The sequence below is a fragment of the Pseudomonas sp. 86_A genome (assembly GCF_017491705.1).
GTDB lineage: Bacteria > Pseudomonadota > Gammaproteobacteria > Pseudomonadales > Pseudomonadaceae > Aquipseudomonas > Aquipseudomonas koreensis.
This window is the reverse complement of sequence record NZ_JAFGYS010000020.1, coordinates 42,763-58,185: the sequence shown is the minus strand read 5'-3', so window position 1 is coordinate 58,185 and position 15,423 is coordinate 42,763. Positions and strand designations below refer to the sequence as shown.

The following is a 15,423-nucleotide window of genomic DNA, read 5'->3' as shown; positions in this document are numbered from 1 at the left end:
CAGTTGTTGACCGGGGGTTTGTTGACAATGCTTTGATAGCACGGTGAAAGCATGCCGCTGTAGCGTTGGATCGGCGCCAGAGGCGCAAAGGAGTGGACGTATGATTCTTGAATATCTGCTGGCCAGAGCCCGTCTGTTTTTCAAAAGCGATGAGGGGGCATCGGCCATCGAGTATGCAATCGTAGTGGCCATGGTGGCCGTGGTCGTCGTGGTGTTCGTGACACCCGTTAGCAACAAGGTGCTGGCCATTTTCAACTCAGTCCTGACCAGTCTCGGCGGAACAGCGCAGGTCCGGCCGACGCCTTGATCGATCGCCCTCCCTACCCTTTCAGTGCCTGAGCGCGAATGAGCGAAAGTGCGCCCGGGCATTGACGAGGTCCCTGAATGTCCAGCGTCCGGCCATGTGCCGGGCAAGAAGGAGAACGTTCATGGTGCTTGAATACCTGTTGATGCGTGCGCGGGCATTCCTGTCGAGCACAGAAGGCGCTTCGGCAATCGAGTACGCGATCGTCGTTGCCATGGTGGCGGTGGTGGTTGTGGTGTTCGTGACCCCGGTAGGCGCGAAGGTGCTGGCCATTTTCAACAGCATCCTGGTGTCCCTGGGCGGCACTGCGCAAACAGCTCCGGTGCAGACGCCCTGATGTGAGTCGCGCCCGGCGAATGTCGCGCTACACTCGATCTCACTTTCAGCTTTTCAGGGACTGCCCATGACTGCTTCCTCATTACCCCGCCAACAGTTGCTTCTGGTTGACGATGAAGAGGACGCGTTGCTTGAGCTGGCCGAGTTACTGGAGGGCGAGGGCTTTGTCTGCCACACGGCGACGTCAGTGAAACTCGCCCTGCACCACCTCACCCGCTCTCCGGATATCGCCCTGGTGATCACCGATCTGCGCATGCCGGAGGAGTCCGGCATGTCGCTGATCAAACGCCTGCGCGAGCACACTTCACGCCAGCATCTGCCGGTGATCGTCACGTCCGGACATGCCGACATGGAGGACGTCAGCGACATGCTGCGCCTGCAGGTACTGGACCTGTTTCGCAAGCCGATCTACCACGTGCGCCTGCTGGAAACCCTGGACAATCTGTTTCCCAAACCGTAAGTGCAGGCCGGGTGATTCAGGTGAGGTGTTTTTGGCAGAATTGACTGCCTGCCCACGAGGGGCAGGCAATCGCGATCAGTGTGCGGTCACACGCTGACGGGCGGCCGAAGCACTGGGGGACAGCGCCAAGGCCAACTGGGTGCGGTTGTGCATGTGGGTCAGGCGCAACACCTGCGAGACGTACAACTTCACGGTGTTTTCAGTGATGCCCAATTCGCAGGCGATCTGGTAGTTGGTCTGCCCTTTGCCCACCAGACGCGCCACATCCAGTTGCCGTGGTGACAACTGATTGAAGATCGCCGGCATCTCCTGCTCCGCCTCGGCGCCATCGCCGCCGAGCATGTCGCTCACCACCGCTGTCGGATTACGCCGGACTTTGTCCAGGTCCTGGTAAAGATCGTCGATGGACTCGGAAAGAAATTGCAGCTTCTGGTTCAGGTGGCCCAACTGCACATTCTTGTGCCGCTCTTGCAGCGCCGCTTCCTGGCGTTTGACCCCTTCGAGCAGTTCATTCAGCTCGATCGGCTTCTGATAGTAGTCGGCGATCCCCGCACGCAATGCCTTGATCACGTCCTGTTTATCGGCGCGGCCGGTGAGCATGATCGCTTCGAACACGCGTTTTTTGCCGCTGATACGTTGCAGCTCCTGCACCAACTGGATGCCGTCCATGTCCGGCATATGCAAGTCGCTCAGCACCAGGCCGATTTCCCCGTCTTCACTGAAACGCTCGATGGCCTCCTGACTGGATTCACACGGCACACAGCGGTAGCCGCTGCTTTCGAGAAACTCGCACAACTCTTCGACGATCAAGGGTTGATCATCAACCACGAGCACTTTTACCGCCGACGTAAGCTTATTCACGAACCACTCCATTGCTCGGGCCAAAGCTGACTTTTTCTGCACTTTGGCGATGTAACGACCTCATTTGAAAGTAGACGCACTTTCCGACTATGTACATAGGACTAGTGGCACCTGGCGACTAATGGATCCAATGAATCGATGCCAAAACCCCTGCCAGCACGAACGGTGCAAATGGCAGCTTTTTTGACGCCACAGGCTCCATATACCGAAAATGTTCTCTAAGCCCTTGACGTATATGAAGCCAGACTCTTGGCGCAATCAGCAGCCAGAGCAAGCTGGCGACACCCGCGCCGATAAATGCGCAAAGAATGAAGGTGCCGTTCGTCGCAAGGCCCATGGCTGTCATTAATTTCACATCAGCTGCGCCCATGCGCCCCATGAAATACCCCGGTAGAGTCAGCGCCAAAGCAATCACGCCCGCCCACAGTCCCTGCTGCGCATCAGCGCCGAGCCAGGTGGTGCCGGTCGCCCACAGATAGATCAGCGCCAACGCTGCGGCACCGAACGTCAGTACATTGGAGATACGCCGTTGCCGGGCATCCTGGGCGGCGCACACCGCCAGCCAGATCAGGAGAACGAAACTCTGCATCCGGTTAAATCCCGTCCGATTTTGCTGAATGATTCTATGCTGATACTACGCAGTGAACGTCAGGGTAGACGCAGTCATGAAAACCGGCTTCGCAAAATCACAGGCAGGCGCAGTGGCGATCGAATTCGCCTTGGTATTCGTGATTTTTTTTGCTGTGTTCTACGCACTGGTCAGTTACAGCTTGCCGTTTGTGTTGATGCAGACTTTCAACGAGGCAACGTCCGAAGCGGTGCGCCGCAGCGTCGCGGTCGACCCCAATACACCCGGTTACGCCAGCGTGGTGGTGAGCACCGCCAACGCCGCGTTGACCCAGCAATTGCAGTGGGTGCCATCGACACTGAACCTGGTGGTCGGCGTCGATACGTCGGCGGTGTATGACGCCAGTCAGGGCACACTGACGGTCAGGGTCGACTACCCCACCAGCAAGCTCAATCAGGTCATCCCGTTTCTGGTGTTGCCGGGCGTGGGTGCAGTGCCGAGCCTGCCCGCCACCCTTAGCGCCGCCTCGAGCCTGAAATTTTGACCACCGGCGATACGCTGTTCGGGCGCCTGCTCAGACGCGCGCCTGCGCCTGCCAACGAACTGCCCGACGCTCTCGGCTCACCGACGCTGGGCCTGCACCTGCATCTGGACCACGATGGCCGCGTGTTGCAGCTAGCCGGGCCGTTGCGTCACCAATTGGCGCAACAGCCGCCCCATGAGTCACCGTTACCGCTGTCGGCATATTTACTGGCGCACAGCACGCTGGCGATTGAAGGTCGCCCGCAAGACTGGCAAGGGCAAATGCTCGACCTGGATTTCCCCGGCCTCAGCGATCAGACCTTGCACCTGCGCGGCTGGGTGCAGCCTTCGGCCGAGGGCTGGACGCTGCAATTGATGGACATCGGCGACCTGCTGCTGGAGCGCCAGCAATCACGCCACCGTGAATCCTGTCAGGCCCTCGCCGGGCAGATCAGCGAACATTTGCGCACCTGCAGCCTGATGCGCCTGCCGGCGGTGGTCAGCGAACAATTGCAGGCCATCGCCCAGCGTTGGCGGATCCCGTGCCTGGCCATCGCCCTGCTCGACGAACAGAAACAGGGCTGGCAGATCTTCGAACAGTATCGCGCCCACGATGCGCCGATGCTGTGGCAGGACGGCCAGCGTCTGGGCACACCGCTCGACAGCCTCAACGGCAGCGCCCCGCAGCGCCTCGGCGCTCATCATGGGCTGTACGAACATTCGCGACTGGAAGCCACGTTCGGCAACGCCGATGGCTTCGCCGTCCCCTACAGCGATGATCGCGGGGTGGTGGCATGGCTGCTCTGCGGCTTCTACACCGTCGACGTTGCTGCGCCGCACCTCAGCGACCGCGACTGGATGTCACTGACCAGCGCCCTCGCCGGCCCGCTGCTCAGTCGCCTGCGCGACCAGCAGCATCATCAATACACCGAGCGCCTCGAATCGCTGCAAACCCTGCTCGGCACCGGCTGGTGGGAAATACTCGGTGACGACGTGCTGCTGGCGCCGTCGCTGCTTGATGTGCTCCCTGCGGACAGCGCCCGAATCTCGCAGCAGGACTGGCTGGCGCTGATTCATCCGGCCGACCGCGAAGAACTGCGCAGCCGTCTGCACGCCCTGCAACTGCACGGCGAGGCCCTGTCCCTGAGCGTTCGCCTGCACCGCAACGGCCCAGAGCAAACACCGCTGTGGTATCGGGTGCAGGGGCAAGTCGCCGGCACCGGCGAACAGCGGCGGCTGGTGGGGTTCATGCTCGACATCAGCGATATCCAGAACCAGCAGCAACGGGCCGAAGCCGCCCATGCGCGACTGGACAACCTGATCGCCAGTTCGCCAGCGGTGATCTATGTCCAGCGCTATGTCGAAGGCGCGCTGATTCCGGTTTTTTTCAGTGCCAGCCTGGGCCCCCTGCTGGGCTGGACACTGGACGATTGCAGCGCCGCCGATTGGGTGCAGCGGATTCATCCCGAAGACCGCGAACTGTATTTCACCCGCACCCGCCAGTTGTTACGCGAAGGCTCGGTGCGCGCGCGTTATCGCGTGCTCGATCGTGGCGGCGACTACCATTGGCTGCTCGACGAAGCCAGGCTGCTGCGCAATGACCTTGGCCTGCCGGTCGAAGCCGTGGGCCTGTGGCTGGACGTCACCGAGGCGACACTCGCCGCCGAGCAGGTCAGGCACAGCGAAGAACGCTATCGGATTCTGGTGGAAGACTCGCCGGCAATGATCTGCCGCTATCGCCCGGACCTGACCCTGACCTTCGGCAACCGGCCGCTGGCGACCTATCTGGAATGCACGCCGGAACAATTGCCGGGGGTCGATCTGGGCAGCTGGATGTCCGACGAACAGCGCGCAGCGTTCGTGCAGCGCCTGGCGCTGCTGACCCCGGAACTGCCGGTGAGCACTGCCGAAATCAGTCTGCAACTGCCCGGGCGCGAGCACGCGTGGTGGGTGTGGTCCGATCGCGGGGTGTTCGATGAACACGGGCGCCTGCTTGAAGTGCAGGCCGTGGGCCGCGACAACACTGAGGTGCGGCGCTCGCAGCAGCAACTCACGCAAAGTGCGAAAATGGCCACCCTCGGCGAAATGGCCACAGGTCTCGCTCACGAAATCAACCAGCCGCTGAACGTGATGCGCATGGCTATCGTCAACGTGCTCAAGCGTCTGGGCAACGGCGACGTGCAGATCGACTACCTGACCGACAAACTCAACCGCATCGACGCCCAGGTGCAGCGCGCCGCAAAAGTGGTCGATCACATGCGGGTGTTCGGGCGTCGTTCGGAGATCGAGCAACAACTGTTCAACCCGGCCTCGGCCATCGAAGGCACGCTGTCATTGCTGGCCGAAGGCATGCGCGGCAAGGGCGTCGACCTGCGCATCAGCGAAACCGGTTTTAGCGTGCAGGTGCGCGGTTATGTCGATCAACTGGAACAGGTGCTGATCAACCTGATGGTCAACGCCCGCGATGCGCTGCTCGGCAAACGCGAGAAGGACTCGACGTTCAAGCCCTGGATCTCGATCTATGCCGAGCGCGATGAACACAAGGTGCGGCTGTGGGTCGAGGACAATGGCGGCGGCATCGACCCGCGTTTGCTGGAGCGGATTTTCGAACCCTTCTTCACCACCAAACCGGTGGGGGTCGGCACGGGCCTGGGGCTGTCGGTGAGCTACGGCATCATCGAAAACATGGGCGGGCATTTGAGCGTGCGCAACTCGGGGGAAGGCGCACGCTTCTGCATCGAGCTGCCCGTGGCGCCGGACGTCTAGATCACCAGATAGGCCTTGCCGGTCTGGCCGCAGGTCATGTTGGCGCCGACATCGACGTCCATCAGGTTGATGCCCAGGCTTTTGAGCAGGTTGTTGAGCAAGGGGTCGAGCAGAGGTGCCAACAAGTTAGTCACCACCGGCAGTAATTTGTTGGTGACATCGCTGATCAAAGAAGCGACTCCGGTGACGATGGCGCCGAGCGGGTTGCTGCCGAGCGGTTGGTAGACGATCAGGTTGATACCCGCCAAGGTGTTACTCAGGCTGGCGACGATATTGTTGGTGGGGATCGCCGATTGCACGCTGGAGGGCAGTTTGAGGTTGGGTGGAGTTGCGAACGGCGTGCCACTGGAGAACACCAGATCCTGCGAATTCTGCGCGACGGAAGTATCGAGTTTGATCGCGATGCCGCCCGCGCCGTATTGAACATGGGTCGCGGCATCGCAGCTGCCGAGGCCGAGGATCTTGTGGCAGGTCACGATGCCCAGATCCACCAGCGGCAAGGGCGCGACCGTAGGCTCGGCCGCCGATGAAAAAGCGTTGGTCGGATCAATCTTGCCAAGTTTGAGATCCGCAATCGACGTGATGGTGTGAGCCGTCAGACTTTTGGTGCCGGTATTGCCGGTCGGGCAGCTGTAGTCAGTGACATAACTTTTCGCGCCGCCGGCATCCAGCGCGATATCGATTTGCGGGCTCGGCAGCAGTTTCGGATCAAGTTGCTGGCAACCGGCGCCGAGCAGACAAAGCACTGAGTTGAGCGTATCGACCAGATTCAGGCTCAGCAGCGCATTGAGGGTCGGGGTCAATGTACCGACCAGCCCCAGCACCGCATTGGCCAGCCCGGTCACCCCGGTCAGCACCGGCAGGTTCACCGAGAGCATCGTGCGAATCTGCGCCGTGCGCACATAAATCCGGTCCGGTCCCAATGGATTGGCCTTGGCTCGCGCCGGGTCGCCAATCGCCGAGAATTGCGGTGGCTCGATCACCTTGACCCGCACCGTGACGTTCGCCAGCCCCAGCACACTGATCGGCAGGGTCGCGGCCACCGCGCTTTTGCTGTTGGCCAGTTGCACCACGCCCTGAATCAATTGCAGCAGTTGCAGATTGGCATCCAGCCCGGCCGCCGTGGTGCCGGTTTGCAACTGCAGGATGTCGCCGAGCTTGACCGGTGCGGCGTTGATCGCCGCCACCTGCAGTTGCCCCAGCGCGGTGATCACCGTGGCCGTCGCGCCATTGAGCTGCACCACCGTGGCGGCCGCCTGAATCAGTTGGGTGACCGTGGCCTGAGTGTTGAGCAGTTGCGTGTAGTTGCCGGCGGCGACGTTGAGGTTGATTGCCAGTTGGTTGAGGTAGCTGAGCAGGTTGATGTCGGTATTGAGCAAGCCATCCCAGCCCAGGGCGGTGAGGTTGACGTTGCCACCGAGCAGCCCGGAAAACAGCGGATTGAGAATGTTCGACTGCGCAGTATTGATGCTCGCCAGGGTGCTGCGGATGTTCAGTTGCGCAACCGTCGGGGTCGGTTGCGCGGCGACGGCCGAGGCATTGAGCGTGGTATTGAGGCTGATCGCTGAACCGCTGAACAAGGCTTGTACGCCACCGGCAAAACTGGTGGTCACCGTACGACTGGCCGTGACCTTGACCGCCGTCGACTGGGTCGCATCGGCAGTGAACGCGCGCAGTCCGCTGGCCGCGGTCTGCACGCTGCCGCACGTGGTGGTCAACGTATTGTTGCCATCGACGATGTAGCCATTGCGCACCGCGCTTTGCCCGGCATAAGTGGCGGCGCTGAGGCCTGACAGACAGTTGCCGCCGCGGCTGACGGCTTCCAGCGCCGCACTGTCCACCACCCGCTGCAACTTGCGCTGCTCCATGTACAACCGACCGGTGTCGACCACCAGCAGCATCAACACCAGCGCCAGACTGAGAGTGGCAGCCGCCATCAACCCGATCGCCCCGTGTTGCCGGGCCGGGCCGTTGAATTGCGAACGAGGCGACATGGCGCACTCCTTTGCCGGCGCGTTGCCGAGCGCTACCTCCGATGGTGGATTTGAGTGTAGACGGCGCTAGTGGCAACGCGCCATTTGATGCTGCACAAAACCCTGTGGGATTTGTGGTGGGGCGAAAAAACGGGAGCCGCTTGGGCTAATGCTGCTCACTTAAGAAATTTTGCGTTCAATTGAAACCCGTGGCGAGGGAGCTTGTCGGATCGCCGCACCGTCCCGCTGGGTCGCGAAGCGGCCCCAAAAGAGGGACTGCTACGCAGCCCAGCGGGAGCAAGCTCCCTCGCCACAGTCGCAGTGTCGGGCTTAAGTGAACAGCATTAGCCGTTTGGGCTCCCGTTTTGTACACCGGTTTAGCGCGGTGGATAGTTGGCCAGAATCCGGCCGACCGTTTCGCGAATCGCGTTGCTGCGATCCTGGGGATTGGGGGTGCTGCTGAGCATTTGCTCATCGCTGCCGCGCCACACCAGTTTGCCGTCCTTGCCGTCGAGCAAGTCGATCTGAATGGTCGCCACTTTGTAGGTGATGTTGCGGGTTTCGTTGTACATCGGCGCGCCCCAGTAACCGTTCCACGGGCCGCCCCAACCGCCGCCATAGTTGGTGGTGACTTGCTGCTGACGATCCTCGACGATCAGATACGTCTGCACACTCAAGTCAGCCTTGGTGCCGGCAGCGGCCGGACGCAAGCCACGCTGATCCAGTTGATCGGTGACGGCCTGGCGGATGCGCTGTTCGGTCAGGTCGCTTTTGATCCGGGGATCATCCGGGCGGTATTGCAGGGCGGGCTCCTTCCAGCTCCAGCTGCGATAGGCGGCAAAGTCGCGGCTGGCATCGAAGTCATGGTTGACCTGGTTGCCGGCACAGGCGCTGAGCAGCGCGGCCATGGCCAGTAAAGCGAGACGACAGAACATGGTGGTTCTCCGGTTGAAAGCCTGAGCCTGCGGTGCGCTCTCACATACAGATTAGCTCGGAGGATAGGCCGACATGGCTTTTTCCAGAGCCTGGCGAATAGCGTCGGTGCGCACGAGTTGGCTACCCTGGTTGGCCGTTTCGGCGCTGGCGCTCCACACCGGTTGACCGGTGCCAGCGTCGAACAGATTGACCTGCACCACCACAACCTGCTCCTGATAGGTGCGCACGATCGGCACGCTGTTGTACATGCCGTAACCGCGACCGTATCGGTCATAGCCGCTGTATCCGCCGTAGCCGTAATCGTCCTGCACCTGACGCAAGCGGGTTTCCAGACGCAGATTGGCACTGACTAACAGGTCGGCCGGGCGATTGTCGTGCAACGGGCGCAAGCCCCGCTGATCGAGGGCATTGCTGACCGCTTCGGCCACTTGCGCCGAATCCGCCCAGGCGGTGCCCGGCGGCAGTTGCCCGTTGAGCCAGGCCCAACTGCGGTAGCGCCCGTAATCGCGCGGTGGCGCCGGATAGGCACTGCGATCAAAGGTCTTCGCCGCTTGCGGCGGTGCCGGTGGCAAGGGCCGCGATTGCGCCACATACGGATTGCTGCCCTGACAGGCGGCCAACCCCAGACAGATCAGCAATAACCCCGATTGTGCTTTCATCTCATGCTCCGATCAGATCGGCCGGCAGATCCAGTGCAAGTAACGCCCAAGCCCGGCGAAGCTTGGGTGGCGACGGTGAGCGAGCTCCATCTCCAGCAAATCCGCCAGCTCGACGCGGGCCTGAAATTCCACCGGCATATAGTCGTGGAAAACCCGTACCCCGCTCTGGCTTTCGACCTGCCACAAGCCGTCGAGTTGCGTCGCCAGTTCCCGCGGATCGAGCGGCTGCTGCGGCGTCAGGCTCTGCTTTTCGCCGGCCATGACGTTCTTGCGCATTTTCTTGAAATGGCCCTTGAGCAGGTTGCGGTAGATCAGCGCATCGCGGTTGTAGAAGGCCAGCGACAGCCAACCACCGGGCCTGGTCAGTTGATGCAGCACCGGCAGAATCGCATGGGGTTCGGCCAGCCATTCCAGCACCGCGTGGCAGATCACCAGATCGTAGGGTTCAGTGAGCTGGCCGAGCAGGTCCTGCCACGGTGCCTGAATGAACGTCGCGCTCTGCCCGGCTTCGGCGAAGCGCTGACGGGCACCTTCGAGCATTGGCTCGGCCGGCTCGGTAAAGGTTATCTCATGGCCACGTTCGGCCAGCCACAGCGACATGTGGCCGAGGCCGCCACCGATGTCCAGTACGCGCAACGGACGATCCGGCAGCGCTTCGGCGAGGTCAGCCTGCAACACCGCAAGGCGAATCGCGCCTTTGGCGCCACCATAGATTTTTTCGGCGAAGCGGGTCGCCAACTGATCGAAATGCCGGTCGCTCATCAGCTGAACCGCCGTTCGCTGTCGGCGAGCTTGCTGCGCACCACTTCATTCATGTCCAGCCCCAGCTCGCTGCACAGCAGCAACAGGTACAACACGATGTCGCCGACTTCCTGCCCGGCATGTGCCAGTTTGTCCGCCGGCAACTGGCGCGACTGGTCTTCGGTCAGCCACTGGAAAATCTCCACCAGTTCGGACATCTCGACGCTGGCCGCCATGGCCAGGTTTTTCGGGCTGTGAAATTGCCGCCAGTCATTGCGGTCGCGAATGGCGTGCAGGCGTTCGGTCAGTTCAACAAGGTTCATCGGGCTCTCCTGAAGGCGTATAGCTTCGGGGGGATACAGGCTGAAGGCAAGGCCTAACCGGCGCAAAACCTCTATGCTTGCAGGGAACTCGGCCACCTTCGCTGTGGCCCAAGGCTCAGCTCTTTCATCAGGATGCACACATGCAGGTAGAAAGCTTTTTCGAATGGCTCGGCCAGGCACTTGGTTCGATCATCCGTTTCATCGTCGATGGGCTCAGCGGCCTGTTCAACATTCTGAGCAACGCCGGCGGCAACTTTGTCGATGGCCTGGCCAAGACGCTGGGCATGGACACCTCGATTATCAGCATCCTCGCGCTGATCGTTGGCTTGATGCTGTTGTGGTCGGCGATCCGCGCGTTCATGAATGCGTCGATCATTGCCGGCATCATCTGGCTGCTGCTGGGGTTGTGGTTGCTGAGCTGGATTATTCATTAACACCACCGCCCCCTGTGGGAGCGAGCCTGCTCGCGAATGGCCGGCCCCCCCGAGATCTACGCCGACGGACACATCGCCTTCGCGAGCAGGCTCGCTCCCACATTGGATCGCATGAATCGCTACAATCCCTGCTCCCCCAAGGAGCCCGCATGTCCAACCTGATTGCCGACTGGCGCGACCGCCCGACTCACCGCAAGGTCTGGGCGCTCGCCGCGCCGATGATCCTTTCCAATATTTCCGTGCCGCTGGTGGCGCTGGTCGACAGCACCGTCATCGGCCACCTGCCCCACGCCCATCAGTTGGGCGCCGTGGCCGTCGGCGCCAGCCTCTACACCTTTCTCGCCTGGGCCATGGGTTTTCTGCGCATGGGCACCACCGGGTTTGCCGCGCAGGCAGCCGGGCGCAGCGATGGTGCGGCGTTGCGGCAGATTCTGTTGCAGGGCTTGCTCTTGGCGCTGGGGCTGGCGATCGTGCTCGGCGCCGTGGGCGTGCCGTTGAGCGGCATCGCCCTGCATTTCATGCAGCCGTCGGCGGAACTCGATCAACTGACTCGCGACTTTTTCCACACCCGGTTATTCGGGCTGCCGGCAGCGCTGGCCAGTTACGCCCTGGTCGGCTGGTTTCTCGGCACCCAGAACGCCCGGGCACCGCTGGCGATTCTGCTGAGCACCAACCTGATCAACATCGCCCTCAACCTGTGGTTCGTCATGGGCCTGGAATGGGGTGTGGTCGGTTCGGCGCGGGCCTCGGTGATCGCCGAATGGAGCGGCGCCCTGCTCGGCCTGTGGCTGACCCGTGGCGCATTGCGCGCCTATCCCGGGCACATCGCCTGGGCGGCCTTGAAGCTGTGGCAGAGCTGGCGCCCGCTGCTGGCGGTCAACCGCGACATCTTCATCCGCAGCCTGGCGCTGCAATCGGTGTTTTTCCTGATCACCGTGCAGGGCGCGCGGCTCGGCGATGCCACGGTGGCGGCCAACGCCCTGCTGCTCAACGGCCTGCTGCTGACCGCACACGCCCTGGACGGTCTGGCGCATGCGGTCGAAGCCTTGTGCGGGCACGCCATCGGCGCCCGTGACCGGCTCGCCTTGCGGCGCTCAATGGTGGTGGCCGGGGGCTGGTCGCTGCTGGCAAGCCTCGGTTTCGCCGCGCTGTTTCTGCTGGCCGGGCATCTGTTCATCGAAATGCAGACCGACATCCAGAGCGTGCGCGACACCGCGTTCATCTATCTGCCGTATCTGGCCGTGTTGCCGTTGATTGCGGTCTGGAGTTATTTGCTCGATGGCCTGTTCATTGGCGCCACCCGTGCCCGGGAAATGCGCAACGGCATGCTGCTGACCGTCGCCCTGCTGTTGCCGTTCGCCTGGGCGTTGCAGGGGCTGGGCAATCACGGGCTGTGGATATCTTTCCTGTTGTTCATGGTCCTGCGCAGCCTGACGCTGGGCGGCATCGCCCTGTGGCTGCGGCGTAACGATGGCTGGTTCAGCGGCCGGGTTCACTGAGCCGGCGTGTGCTTGACGAATGAAACCACCTGATCGAGCACCGGCGCCAGACGCCGAAGGGGTCGCGACAAAGCCGCCACCAGCGTCACATGATTGGGGCGCGAGTAGTACCGGTCTTGAACCGGCACGCCGGCCTCGCGCAGCTTGCGCGCCAAGCCCTCGGTGTTGCGGGTCGGGTTGACCAGACTGTCCCGGGTCGCGGCGATCAGCAGCGCCGGGGGTTCGCCCTGCCTGACATGGTTGATCGGCTGCGATTGCGGCGGTGAGTCCGGCCAGAAAAACACCGGACGCACGTCGGCGTTCTTGATCGGCAGAAAATCATAAGGCCCGGCCAGGCCGATCCAGCCGCTGAGGTCCCTGGGCGACATGCCCACCGCACCGAGCAGGCCAGGGTCGAGTGCCAGCATCGCCGCGTTGTAGGCGCCGGAGCTGTGGCCCATCAGGTACAGACGCTGCGGGTTGCCGGAGAACTCGCGGATGTGTGCCCGGGTCCAGGCCACCGCCTGCGCGGAATCCTCGAGGAACAGCGGATAACGCACTTGCGGGTACAGCCGATAGTCTGCCAGCACCGCAACGATTCCCCGCGACGCCAGTGCCTCACCGACAAAGGTGTAATCGCCGCGATCGCCGCTGTTCCAGCTGCCACCGTAGAAAAACACCACCACCGGCGCGCCCTCCAGCGGCTGGCGCGGCACGTACACATCGAGTTTCTGCCGTGGGTCAGTACCATAGGCTATGCCGGTGGTGCCGTGGAACGTGTCGGCGGGCGTCAGCGCATTCAGCAGTTTGACCGGCGAGCAGCCCGTCAGCGCCAGCAGCAGAAACCCGCCAAGCATGCTGCCGAACCGCCGCCGCAAAGGATTTGCCATGAGCACTGCACCTCAAGATTGATCGTTCTGCCAATGCCGCCGCACCTGCTCGAGCCGCGCCTGCGAAGTCAGCGCGCCCTGAATCTCTGGCAGTTTCGCCCGGGGATAGTGCAAGCGTAGCCACAACCAGTCATCCAGCACCGGCCGTTCGCTGAAACCCAGGGCCAGACCCTGCTGGACATGGGAGGCCATCTGCAAGTAATCGGTTCCCATCGATTGGCTCCAGCGCCAGATGTGCTGCTCGAGCAGGCACGTCTGCAACCGCTCGCGCTGACGCGGGGTGAGGCTTTGTTCGATCCCCAGGGGTTCAACCGGCCACTGCGGATTGCGCAATTGTTGCCAGCCCAGACTGCCGATTGCCCGGTCCGCCCAGGTGCCGCCGAACCAGCGCAACTGGCGGATCGGCCCCAGCCAGCGACTCAACTCGGCCGCATCGCAGGCATCGAAGAAATAACTGGCGGTCTGGCGGTTGTAATAGCCGAGCAAGGCCCGGTGATTGAGGCCGAAGGACACCGTCAGCATCCGCCGCAGATGACTCAACAGCCGCTGTTCCGAGGCATCACACACCAGCAGCAGGCCGCGCCAGGTGTGCGGGTCGTGGTGACACAATGCGGCCAATCCGGCTTCCGCCTGCAAATCGACCAATACCGGGCCGGCATCGCTGACCGGTTGAAACTCGGTGCCATCGAATAATGGCCAGCACCGCACCGTAACGAAGCTCTGGCGCAAGAGCGCCAGGGCCCGGGGGGATTCAGGTCCATCGAGCAGCAACCACTGCGCAGGTTGCTCAAGCGCCGCGCCGCTCATGGTGCGTCGCTCCGGTCCAGCGCCGCGAGCAGCCGACAACTGCACACCGCCGCCGGACAATGCTGGTAACTCCCGCCCCCGGGAATCAGGCACAGCAGCAACATCGGCTCCGCCGATTTCAGCCATTGTGCGAAGCCTGCACCGGGCAGTTCATCGGGAAGCGTCAGCTCATCTTCCCGGTCATCGACCCGCGCCGGCTCTTGCAGCACGCCACTGATCACGGGCTGATCGGGATCGCCCTCAAGAAAACTCACCACCACCTCGACCCCTTCATGCAGGCTCGCCAGTGCGGTCGCCGTCAGCGCCGGCGCGAGTGGCAGCCAGCAATGGCTCGCGGCGGCACCTTCGCCTTGGTAGAGCCAGTCGAACTGCACCGCCACCGGCCGCGAATGATCGGGACGCGGCTCGTCGACCGTCACCACCCAGGCCCGTTGCAGACTGTGCATGCGCGGCCGGGCCTGAACACTGACCGGAGCCGGCACCAACATTTGCGCGACGCCGAGGATACGATTGCTGTAGGGCGGCTCGGCGGCGGTATCGGCGCGGTGTTCGATCCGCCTCAGCAACCAGTGACGGTTGCACTCGGCAAACGGATGACCGTGCAGCGACAGGCACTGGCCGCTGCGCAAGGTCGGCAGATCCGATTGCCCTTCAGCCGTGAGCATCGCAAGGCTGGCCTTGCCGCCGGGCCGGGTCCCCACCTGCAGTTGCCAGCGACGCACCGCCGGCGATTCGCCGAGCTCATCGAATGACGCCGCGTCAGCCTTGGGCAATTGTTCGGGCTCATCGCCGAACACCAGACAATGCCCGTCACGCCCGTGCTCGAAGTAATAGTGGATTCGCGCCTGCGCGCACAGACGCTGGAAAAATTGCAGGTCAGACTCGCGGTACTGGGTGCAAAAAATGCGCGCCGGATACTCGACGCGCAGGTCAAAGCGGCACTGTGATCCGACAATTCCATGCTCCTTGAGCACCTGCATCAGGATCTGCGGCACCGAACGGCCGCTGAAAATCCGCTGACTGAAGCGCAGCGCCAGACAACTCAGCTTCGGCCCCAGCGTCACTCGACATAAGCGCAAACCCTCGCCGTGTTCATGCTGGACGACACTCTGCAACTGGCCGTTCAGACCATTGGCCAAAGGCCCGAACTGCAGAAAAGCGCAGCGATGCAGCAGGCCGGCAAGGTCCAGGTTCGGGTCTTCAATCATGACGTCGATGTCAAAGGCAAAAGGCTCGCTGATGCCCTCACTCCCGGTAAAGGCCAACACCTCGAAGGGCTCGGGCAGCCCCGCTACATCGAGACGAAACGACGGCTCGTTGACTGAATCGAACATGGGCGGATCTCTACAGGAGGGGCGGCCGGGG

General features: G+C 62.5%; 17 protein-coding genes. 7 read left to right on the top strand and 10 right to left on the bottom strand.

The features are described from left to right. Positions 1–100 precede the first annotated feature (100 nt). The 3 genes from J5M57_RS25705 to J5M57_RS25695 all read left to right on the top strand — a co-directional run bounded on the left by J5M57_RS25705 (position 101) and on the right by J5M57_RS25695 (position 1,100). A complete protein-coding gene (locus tag J5M57_RS25705; RefSeq protein WP_207849974.1) occupies positions 101–307 on the top strand; it encodes a Flp family type IVb pilin in 207 nt (68 codons plus the stop codon). 121 nt (positions 308–428) lie between these two features. Beyond that, positions 429–641, top strand: coding sequence for a Flp family type IVb pilin (locus tag J5M57_RS25700; RefSeq protein WP_207849973.1), 213 nt, complete (start codon positions 429–431; stop codon positions 639–641). Positions 642–707: 66 nt separating this feature from the next. Further along, the gene (locus J5M57_RS25695; RefSeq protein ID WP_207849972.1) at positions 708–1,100 is read left to right on the top strand and encodes a response regulator; all 393 of its coding nucleotides are present in this window, start codon (positions 708–710) and stop codon (positions 1,098–1,100) included. 75 nt (positions 1,101–1,175) lie between these two features. Here J5M57_RS25695 and J5M57_RS25690 read toward each other — a convergent pair whose 3' ends face one another. Both J5M57_RS25690 and J5M57_RS25685 read right to left on the bottom strand, forming a co-directional pair. Continuing rightward, positions 1,176–1,961, bottom strand: a complete 786-nt coding sequence (locus tag J5M57_RS25690; protein ID WP_347709577.1) for a response regulator transcription factor — start codon at positions 1,959–1,961, stop codon at positions 1,176–1,178. Between the two features lie 118 nt (positions 1,962–2,079). Next, positions 2,080–2,550, bottom strand: a complete 471-nt coding sequence (locus tag J5M57_RS25685) for a prepilin peptidase (protein WP_207849970.1) — start codon at positions 2,548–2,550, stop codon at positions 2,080–2,082. Positions 2,551–2,626: 76 nt separating this feature from the next. Here J5M57_RS25685 and J5M57_RS25680 point away from each other — a divergent pair, with 76 nt between their 5' ends. Further along, positions 2,627–3,073: a TadE/TadG family type IV pilus assembly protein gene (locus J5M57_RS25680; protein WP_064585803.1), complete on the top strand. Its 447-nt coding sequence runs from the start codon at positions 2,627–2,629 to the stop codon at positions 3,071–3,073. Next, on the top strand, positions 3,070–5,817 hold the full coding sequence (locus J5M57_RS25675; RefSeq protein WP_207849969.1) for an ATP-binding protein: 2,748 nt from the start codon (positions 3,070–3,072) through the stop codon (positions 5,815–5,817). Before J5M57_RS25680 ends, J5M57_RS25675 begins: the two co-directional genes overlap by 4 nt. On the opposite strand, the gene J5M57_RS25670 is transcribed toward J5M57_RS25675, so the two are convergent. From J5M57_RS25670 to J5M57_RS25650, 5 genes are all read right to left on the bottom strand, one after another. Further along, positions 5,814–7,811 carry a pilus assembly protein TadG-related protein gene (locus J5M57_RS25670; protein WP_207849968.1) on the bottom strand — a complete coding sequence of 666 codons (1,998 nt, stop codon included), beginning with the start codon at positions 7,809–7,811 and terminating at the stop codon, positions 5,814–5,816. The two genes, J5M57_RS25675 and J5M57_RS25670, sit on opposite strands and share 4 nt — an antisense overlap. 356 nt (positions 7,812–8,167) lie before the next feature. Then, positions 8,168–8,725 carry a DUF4136 domain-containing protein gene (locus J5M57_RS25665; RefSeq protein ID WP_207849967.1) on the bottom strand — a complete coding sequence of 186 codons (558 nt, stop codon included), beginning with the start codon at positions 8,723–8,725 and terminating at the stop codon, positions 8,168–8,170. Positions 8,726–8,776: 51 nt separating this feature from the next. After that, positions 8,777–9,385 (bottom strand): DUF4136 domain-containing protein, encoded by a 609-nt coding sequence (locus tag J5M57_RS25660; RefSeq protein ID WP_207849966.1) that lies wholly within the window; start codon positions 9,383–9,385, stop codon positions 8,777–8,779. Positions 9,386–9,397: 12 nt separating this feature from the next. Continuing rightward, entirely contained in the window at positions 9,398–10,147 is a 750-nt protein-coding gene (locus J5M57_RS25655; RefSeq protein ID WP_064585798.1) for a methyltransferase, read from the bottom strand. Then, positions 10,147–10,449 (bottom strand): MazG-like family protein, encoded by a 303-nt coding sequence (locus J5M57_RS25650; RefSeq protein ID WP_007951009.1) that lies wholly within the window; start codon positions 10,447–10,449, stop codon positions 10,147–10,149. The genes J5M57_RS25655 and J5M57_RS25650 overlap by 1 nt, the downstream gene beginning before the upstream one ends. Before the next feature lie 140 nt (positions 10,450–10,589). Here J5M57_RS25650 and J5M57_RS25645 point away from each other — a divergent pair, with 140 nt between their 5' ends. Continuing rightward, positions 10,590–10,883, top strand: coding sequence for a hypothetical protein (locus J5M57_RS25645; RefSeq protein WP_007963021.1), 294 nt, complete (start codon positions 10,590–10,592; stop codon positions 10,881–10,883). 149 nt (positions 10,884–11,032) lie between these two features. Beyond that, positions 11,033–12,382 carry an MATE family efflux transporter gene (locus J5M57_RS25640; protein ID WP_207849965.1) on the top strand — a complete coding sequence of 450 codons (1,350 nt, stop codon included), beginning with the start codon at positions 11,033–11,035 and terminating at the stop codon, positions 12,380–12,382. Here the strand turns inward: J5M57_RS25640 and J5M57_RS25635 are convergent. Genes J5M57_RS25635 through J5M57_RS25625 form a run of 3 tightly spaced genes read right to left on the bottom strand, consistent with a single transcriptional unit; the run spans position 12,376 to position 15,392 of the window. After that, positions 12,376–13,251 carry an alpha/beta hydrolase gene (locus tag J5M57_RS25635; protein ID WP_207849964.1) on the bottom strand — a complete coding sequence of 292 codons (876 nt, stop codon included), beginning with the start codon at positions 13,249–13,251 and terminating at the stop codon, positions 12,376–12,378. The genes J5M57_RS25640 and J5M57_RS25635 overlap by 7 nt on opposite strands. Before the next feature lie 12 nt (positions 13,252–13,263). Beyond that, entirely contained in the window at positions 13,264–14,058 is a 795-nt protein-coding gene (locus J5M57_RS25630; protein ID WP_207849963.1) for a DUF4123 domain-containing protein, read from the bottom strand. After that, on the bottom strand, positions 14,055–15,392 hold the full coding sequence (locus J5M57_RS25625; RefSeq protein ID WP_207849962.1) for a contractile injection system protein, VgrG/Pvc8 family: 1,338 nt from the start codon (positions 15,390–15,392) through the stop codon (positions 14,055–14,057). The genes J5M57_RS25630 and J5M57_RS25625 overlap by 4 nt, the downstream gene beginning before the upstream one ends. Positions 15,393–15,423 lie beyond the last annotated feature (31 nt).